This window comes from Oceanicella sp., from assembly GCF_056449545.1.
Window position 1 is genome coordinate 52,447 of sequence record NZ_JBWOMN010000122.1, and the last position, 7,387, is coordinate 59,833.

7 protein-coding genes are annotated in these 7,387 nt (G+C 69.7%); 2 read left to right on the forward strand and 5 right to left on the reverse strand.

The genetic code is table 11. From position 1 onward, the window contains the following. Positions 1-85 precede the first annotated feature (85 nt). Positions 86-748: an invasion associated locus B family protein gene (locus AC1HC7_RS16110; RefSeq protein WP_479496700.1), complete on the forward strand. Its 663-nt coding sequence runs from the start codon at positions 86-88 to the stop codon at positions 746-748. Positions 749-842: 94 nt separating this feature from the next. Here the strand turns inward: AC1HC7_RS16110 and AC1HC7_RS16115 are convergent, their stop codons facing one another. The 4 genes from AC1HC7_RS16115 to AC1HC7_RS16130 all read right to left on the reverse strand — a co-directional run bounded on the left by AC1HC7_RS16115 (position 843) and on the right by AC1HC7_RS16130 (position 5,345). Then, positions 843-2,057 (reverse strand): beta-ketoacyl-[acyl-carrier-protein] synthase family protein, encoded by a 1,215-nt coding sequence (locus AC1HC7_RS16115; protein WP_479496698.1) that lies wholly within the window; start codon positions 2,055-2,057, stop codon positions 843-845. Positions 2,058-2,064: 7 nt separating this feature from the next. Next, positions 2,065-2,331, reverse strand: a complete 267-nt coding sequence (locus AC1HC7_RS16120) for an acyl carrier protein (protein WP_479496697.1) — start codon at positions 2,329-2,331, stop codon at positions 2,065-2,067. A gap of 63 nt (positions 2,332-2,394) precedes the next feature. Further along, a complete protein-coding gene (locus AC1HC7_RS16125; protein WP_479496696.1) occupies positions 2,395-3,489 on the reverse strand; it encodes a UDP-3-O-(3-hydroxymyristoyl)glucosamine N-acyltransferase in 1,095 nt (364 codons plus the stop codon). Positions 3,490-3,665: 176 nt separating this feature from the next. Next, on the reverse strand, positions 3,666-5,345 hold the full coding sequence (locus tag AC1HC7_RS16130; RefSeq protein ID WP_479496695.1) for a L,D-transpeptidase family protein: 1,680 nt from the start codon (positions 5,343-5,345) through the stop codon (positions 3,666-3,668). Positions 5,346-5,745: 400 nt separating this feature from the next. Here AC1HC7_RS16130 and mepK point away from each other — a divergent pair, with 400 nt between their 5' ends. After that, entirely contained in the window at positions 5,746-6,315 is a 570-nt protein-coding gene (gene mepK, locus AC1HC7_RS16135) for a peptidoglycan L,D-endopeptidase MepK (protein WP_479496694.1), read from the forward strand. 37 nt (positions 6,316-6,352) lie between these two features. Here the strand turns inward: mepK and AC1HC7_RS16140 are convergent, their stop codons facing one another. After that, entirely contained in the window at positions 6,353-7,012 is a 660-nt protein-coding gene (locus AC1HC7_RS16140) for an NnrU family protein (RefSeq protein ID WP_479496693.1), read from the reverse strand. Positions 7,013-7,387 lie beyond the last annotated feature (375 nt).

A 7,387-nucleotide genomic window follows, 5' to 3' on the forward strand; every position in this document is an offset into this window, starting at 1 on the left:
AGCGTGCTTGGGGCTAAGACATGGGCAGAGAGGGATCGCGCCCTCCCGCACGCCGCCAAAAAAACAAGCAGGACGATCTCAGAACATGACACGTATTCTCCGCATGGCGCTCGCCGTTTCGCTGATCGCAGCCGCTCCCCTGGCGAATGCGCAGACCGCGGCGACGCACGCTGACGATTCCAAACCCGCCGCCGCCGACACGCCGGCAAGCGGAACGCCGGCAAACGAGGCCCCGGCCAGCGAGACCCCCGCCGCGCAAGCGCCGGCCCAGCCCGCGCCGCAACAGCCTGCGCCCCAGCAGCTGCAGCGCCCTCAGGAGGTCGTCGTCGCCAGCCATGGCGACTGGGACATCGTCTGCGCCCCCGGCGGCTCGCCCTGCGTGATGCTGCAAAAGGGCGAAAACGCCCAGGGCCAGAACGTCATGGAGGTGCGCATCCGCCGGATCAAGCCCCAGCAGACCCAGCAAGGCACCGTCGAGGGCGCGATCCAGGTCGCGGTGCCGCTCGGCGTGCTGCTGCCCGCCGGGATCAACATCCAGATCGATTCATCGAAGCCGATCCGCGCCGGCTACTCCATTTGCGATCGCAGCGGCTGCCTGCTGCAGCAGCCCATGCCCAACCGCATGATCGCGGCGATGAAGAAAGGCGCCAAGGCGGTCTTCACCATCGTCGCCCCGCCCAAGCGTGAAATTCCGGTGGAAATCTCGCTCAAGGGCTTCACCGCCGCCTATAACGCGCTGCCGCACTGAACGGCGCCTGCGCCGCGCGAGCGGCGAAAACGAAAAAACCCGGCCATCGCGCCGGGTTCTTGCGTTCTGGGGCGAGCGGAAAGCAAGCGTCGCGTCAGCCGTCGTATCGGCGCGCCGCCACCACCGCGTTCAGCCCGCCAAAGGCGAATGAATTGGAGATCGCCGCGCCCATGTCGGCGCGGCGCGCCGCGTTTGGCACCACGTCGAGATCGCAATCCGGGTCCGGGTCCTGATAATTCGCCGTCGGCGGCGCCATGCCGCTGCGCAACGCGTGCACCAGCGCCACCATCTCCACCGCCCCGGCGCCGCCGATGCAATGGCCGTGCATGGATTTGGTGGAGGAGATCATCAGCCGGTCCGCCTGCGCCCCGAACACCGCGCGCACCGCGGCGCATTCGGTGCGGTCATTGGCGGCGGTGCCGGTGCCGTGGGCGTTGATGTAATCGACCTCCTCGACCGCCATCCCCGCATCGGCGAGCGCGGCGCGCATCGCCCGTCCGGCGCCGTCGACCGAGGGCTGCACGATGTCCCCGGCATCCGCCGACATGCCGAACCCCGCGAATTCCGCGAGGATCGGCGCGCCCCGCGCCAGGGCCCGGTCCAGACGTTCGAGCACGAACACCGCCGCGCCCTCGCCCTGCACCATGCCGGCGCGGTTCTTCGAAAACGGCCGGCAGGCGTCGCGGGCCATCACCCGCAGGCCTTCCCAGGCCTTCATCACCCCGAACACCAGCGGCGCCTCGGCGCCGCCGGTGACGGCGATGTCGACCATGCCCGAGCGCACCATCTGAAACGCCTGCCCCATGGCGTGATTGGCCGAGGAGCAGGCCGTGGACACCGACCAGGCCGGGCCTTTCAGCCCGTGCCTCATGGATATGTGCGAGGTCGCGCCCGAGACCATCAGCCGCGGCACCACGAAGGGGTGCACGCGGTTCTTGCCCTCCTGAAACACGGCGCGATAGGCGTCGTCGATGGTGCCCATGCCGGTCAGCGCGGCGCCCATCACCGTCGCCGTGCGCAGGCGCAGATCCTCGTCGAATTCGATCCCGGATCCGGCGATGGCCTCGTCCGCGGCGGCCAGCGCCAGCTGCGTGGCGCGATCGCACAGCGCCAGTTCGGCGCGCGAAAACCGGTCCTCGCCCTTGAAGAACTTCGCCTGCCCGCCGATGCGGATCGTCAGACGGTCCACATCGCGGATGTCCAGTTCCGAGATCCCCGACCGCCCGGCGTCAAGCGCCGCGCAATGCGCCGCGACCCCGTCGCCCAGCGCCGAGACCACGCCCATCCCGGTGATCGCCACCCGGTTCATCGGCGAATCATGCCTTCTGCGCGGCGATCAGGCCCTTCACCGCCGCGACGATGGAGGCGACGCTGGAAATGTCGAACTCGCTGTCGGTCGGGTCGTTGGCGTTGAAGGGGATGGTGATGTCAAACGCCTCCTCGATGGCGAACACCGTCTCCACCAGCCCCAGGCTGTCCACCCCCAGATCGTCCGGGGTGGACTCGAGCCTCACCTCCGCCGGGTCGAGCACCGCCTGTTCGGCGATGATCGCGATGATCTTCCGGGTCGCGTCGTCGGACATGCCAGTCTCCCGTCAGGTTTTCCCGTCTCCTATCCTGTCGCGATGCGCGGGAAAAGCCGAAATTCATTTCTTGAAGCGGTCCATGAAGCGCGGCAGGCGGCGCATGGCCATCATGGTCTTCATCCATTCGGCGCGCGCGATCGCCGGGGTTCCCATCATCACCGAGCGCGGCGGCACCGACGTGCCGACGCCGCTGAGCGCCGCCACCACCGAATCGTCGCCGATGCGCACATGATCCGCCACCCCGGTCTTGCCGCCGAGCACCACCCGGTCGCCGATGACCGCGCTGCCCGCGACCCCGACCTGAGCGCAGAGCAGGCAATGCGCGCCGACGCGGACGTTGTGTCCGATCTGCACGAGGTTGTCGATCTTGGTCCCCGAACCGATGCGGGTGTCGCTGAGCGTGCCGCGATCGACGCAGGCGCCGGCGCCGATCTCCACGTCGTCGCCGATGCTGACGGCGCCCAGGGAATGGATGCGCGCGTGGATGGCGTTGCGCGCGCCGATCTCCACGGCGCCGGTCTCCCTGGCGCTCTCCACGGATCCTTTTTCCGGGGTGACGTAGGAAAACCCGTCGCCGCCGATCACCGCGTTGGGCTGGGCGATGAACCGGTCGCCGATGCGCACCCGCTCGCCGATGCGCACGCCCGGATGCAGCAGCGCGCCGGCGCCGATGACGGCCTGCGCGCCGATCGAGCACTGCGACAGGATCCGCGCCCCCGCACCGATGCGCGCGCCGGGGCCGATGACGACGAAGGCGCCGATGCAGGCCTCCGCGCCGATCTCGGCGTCCGGGTCGATGACCGCCGAGGCGTGGATGCCGGATGGCGCATGCAGCGGGTGCTGGAACAGCGTGGTGACCCCGGCCATGGCGTAGCGCGGGCGCGGCGCGAAGATCGCCGCCTTCAGCCCCATGTCGCGCCAGTCGGCGCCGGGCCAGAGGATCGCCGCCTCGGCTTTCGACGCCGCCAGCGCTCCGGCGTAGGAGGGGCTCATGGCCAGGGCCAGATCCCGGGGCCCGGCCTCGGCGGGATGCGCGGGGCGCAGGATGGCGAGATCGACCGCCCCGTCGCAATCGGCGCCGAGCGCGGCGGCGATCGCGGCGATGGTCACGGGGCCGGCCATCGGATCGGGGCCGGCGGGGGTGGATCTGGACATGGAGAAACGGACTCCTGAGCGGCGCGCGGCGCCTAACGGCGGCGATGGCCGGGCGCGGCGCCGTCAGGCCGCCGCCGGCCGTCGCCCCCGGGGCGCCCGGACTCTATAGATGCAGGCGCCGGGCTTGACCACCCGGCCAGGCGCCGGATGCGCCCGACCGGCGCCCGCCTTCGCGCCTAAAGCCCCGCGAGCCCGGCCTTGGTCAGCGCCGCGAACACCTTGCGGTCGCGTCCGTAGATGTCGGCGCGGTATTGCGGCTGCCCGTTCTCGTCCACCCAGACGGTGCGATAGGTGAGATGCACCTGCACCGGCTCGTCGAGATTGACATAGGTTTCGCGCCGCGAATTCAGCCATCGCGTGAAGCGGGCCTCGGGATCCGCCTCCTGCGCCGCCAGCAGCTTGTAGGCGAGGTCGAACGGGTTCTCCACCCGCACGCAGCCATGACTGAAGGCGCGCGAATCCTTGCGGAACAGCGATTTCGACGGCGTGTCATGCAGGTAGATGTTGAACTGGTTCGGGAACATGAACTTCACCTTGCCCAGCGCGTTGCCCCGACCGGGGGCCTGCTTGATGCGAAAGGGGAAGTCATTGACGCCGAACAGCGACCAGTCGGTGGTCGCCGGATCGCCGAGCGGCGCGGCGCCGGCGCGGGGCACCAGGCTCATGTTGTTGCGCGCGAGGTAGCCGGGGTCTTCCCGCAGTTTGGGCAGGATTTCCCGCGTGGCGATCGAACGCGGCACGTTCCATGTGGGGTTGACCACCATATGGGTCATCTTTTCGGAAAATTCCGGCGTGCGGAATTTCCGGCTCTTGCCCACCACCACGCGCGAGGATTGCAGCACCGCGTCGCCATCCATCAGCGTCATGCGGAAATCGGCGAGATTGACCATGATGCGCCGCTTGCCCAGATCGCGGTTGAGCCAGCGGATGCGCTCGAGATTGACCGCAATCTGGCGCAGGCGCTGGTCCACGTCCACGTTCATCGCCTGAAAGGTGCGCCGCCCGGCGACGCCGTCGGCGTTGAGCCCGTGGCGGATCTGGAACGCCAGCACCGCCCGCTCCAGCGCCTCGTCATAGACATCCGGCGCGGCGACCGAGACCGCCGGCGCGTCGCCAAGATCCACCAGTCGCTCGCGCATGGCGATGACGCGGCGGCTGCGATCGCCGGGGCGCAGCGATCCGCCGCCAAGCGACGCCTTGTCCCAGCCGCCCTGGTCGCGCAGCGTCGCCAGTCGGGCATAAAGCGCGCGCAGGTCCCGGTAATCCCGGCTCGCCGGCGCCAGCCCGGCGATGTAGGCGGCGGGATCGGCGCTTTGCGCGATCCCGGCCAGCAGGCTCTCCGCCGCCGGGCGCGCCGGGAACACGTTGATTTCGCGATCCACGCGCCGGGGCTGCAGCGCCCCCGCCGCCAGATCGCCGCCGAACCGCGCCAGGCGGCGCGACAGTTCAAGCTCCAGCCGGACCTCGGCGGCCAGGCGCGCGTCGCCGCTCAGGCCCCGCGCCGTCGCCAGATCGGCGGCAAGCGCTTCGGCGTGGTATGCGGCGCGCGGCAGGGCGTGGGTTTCGGCGCCCTCGATCGCCGCCAGCAGCGCCGCGACCGCCGCCGCGCCCGTGGGCCCGAACCAGAACGGCGCGTAGTTTCGCGATTGGTAGAATCCGGCCAGGTCGTGATCCCCGGCCACCGCCGCGCGCAGCGCCGACGCCCGCGCGTCAAGCGGCGCGAGGTCGAGCGGCGCGCCGACCGCAGGCGCCGCCAGATTGGCCAGCTTGACGGTCTGCGCCGCGCCCGGCGCCGCTGCGCCCGAAATCAGCGCCAGCAGCGCGATCGCGCGCATCGAATTTTTCAACAAGTTCATTGTTGCACCCCCACAACAGGAACAGAGCCTTGGATACACCATATGCAAACCCTCCATCGCAAACGAGCCGCCCGGCCGCATTCGCCTGAATTTCATCGCCGCCCGTGGGAAAATGGCCTCAGAGACGCCGAAATCCCGCCGCCGCCGCGCGCAATCGTCGATCCGGGCGCATCAATCGAGATCAAAATGCGGCGAAACAGCGGCGAATCTGCAACTTGGCTAACGCAAACCCTTATGGGATAAGTGTCTGACAAGACCCTTAAGGGCGAGTGGCCGGCGTGCAATCGGCGTGCAGGCCCCAAGGCAGGCGAGCACAGGCCCCAGGGCGGGCGACAAGACCAAGAACCACGACAAGAACAAGAATAACGACATCAGTATCGGTAACGAGGCGACAAAAGCAGTGGCTCACGACATCTCAAGGCGGGTTTCCCGCCGTGACGCATTGGCGTTCATCGGCGCCGGCATGGCGCTGGCGGCGACCCCCGCGCTGGCTTCTCCCAAAGTGAATGCCGGCAAGGGCGACTATCGCTCGATCAACCTCTACAGCAAGCGTCTGGGCGAAAGCGTCAACACGGTCTACTGGATCGAGGGGGCGTATATCCCCGAGGCCATGGCCGAAATCACCTATCTGCTGCGCGACTGGCGGCTCGATCTGACCAAGCCGGTGAAGCCGGAGGTCATCGACGTGCTGGCGGCGGTGCATCTGCAGCTGGACACCAGCGAACCCTTCGAGGTGGTCTCGGGCTACCGCAGCCCGCAGACCAACGCCATGCTGCGGCGGCGCAATCGCGGGGTGGCGCGCAAGAGCTATCACATCAAGGCGATGGCGGTGGACGTGAAGCTGCGCAGCCGCTCGGTGCGCCAGATGTACACGGCGGCGGTGGCCAATAACGGCGGCGGCGTCGGGCGCTACACGCGCTCGAATTTCGTGCACATGGATTGCGGTCCGATCCGGTCCTGGGGGCGCTGAGCCCCGCCGAACGCCGGCTCGACCAACCCGGCGACGCTCAGAAATACGCCAGAGGATCGACGCCGATCACCGGTTCGTGCAGCCCCAGAAGCGCGGCGTAGATCGCCGCGCCGATCGTCAGGTCCAGCCCGACGCGCGGCGACCAGGCGCGGCGCAGCCTTCTGGACAGCGGCCCCCGGGCCAGACTCAGCGCCTCCGCCTCGCCCTGCCGGCGCGCACGGGTTTCCATGATCCGCATCCCCGCGAGGCTGAACAGCGCGAAACCGCCAAACATGATGACCCCGACAAGGTCGCCGTTGGCGACGGCGTGGCTCGCGGCCCAAAGGAAAAAACCCCAGAGCATCGGATGCCGGGTCAGCGCCAGAACCCCTGGCGCGGCGGCGTCCGCCTTGCCGCCGCGAAACGAGATCGAGGCCGGATTGGCGCGCGTCGCCGCCGCGGCGAACAGCAGGCAGGCGGGCAGCATCGCCGCCACCGGAACCGCCGCCAGCGCCGGCGAAGGCGGCCACAGCCCCACATAGGGCGCGCGCAGCGCCGCCGAGATCAGCCAGACCAGCGAGGCGATCGACAGCGCCGAATACCCCGCCAGATAGCGCCCGCGACCCAGGCGCGCGATCAGCGCGTCCCGCGCGCCGGTGGCCCGGGGCAGCGCATGCGCGGCGAGAAACAGCGCCAGAGCGGCGAAGAATTCGATCATGGCGCGATCCGGGCCCGGCTGCGAGCGGATGTCTATTGATGGGGATCATCTGGTAGTCGCCTGCAGAGACAGGCGCAAGACCCGTTGCGCCGCGCCGGGGCGCGGCGCCGCCAATGGCGGATCGGGATCCGCCCTACGCGGGCGGCGAGCGCGGCGCCGCAACTGGCCGGGATCGGGCGACGATCGCCCGCCGGCGCTGCGGGGCGCCGCGGCGCCGTTCGTCGCGCCGCCTCCGGCAAGCGTAGGGCGGATCCCGATCCGCCATTGGCGCAGCGGCGAGGGTCGCCGCTACCCCGCCCGTTCCTGCGCCCGATCCAGCGCCCGGCCCTGCGCCCGGTCCAGCGCCTTGCGTTCGAGACGGCGGGCATGCAGCAC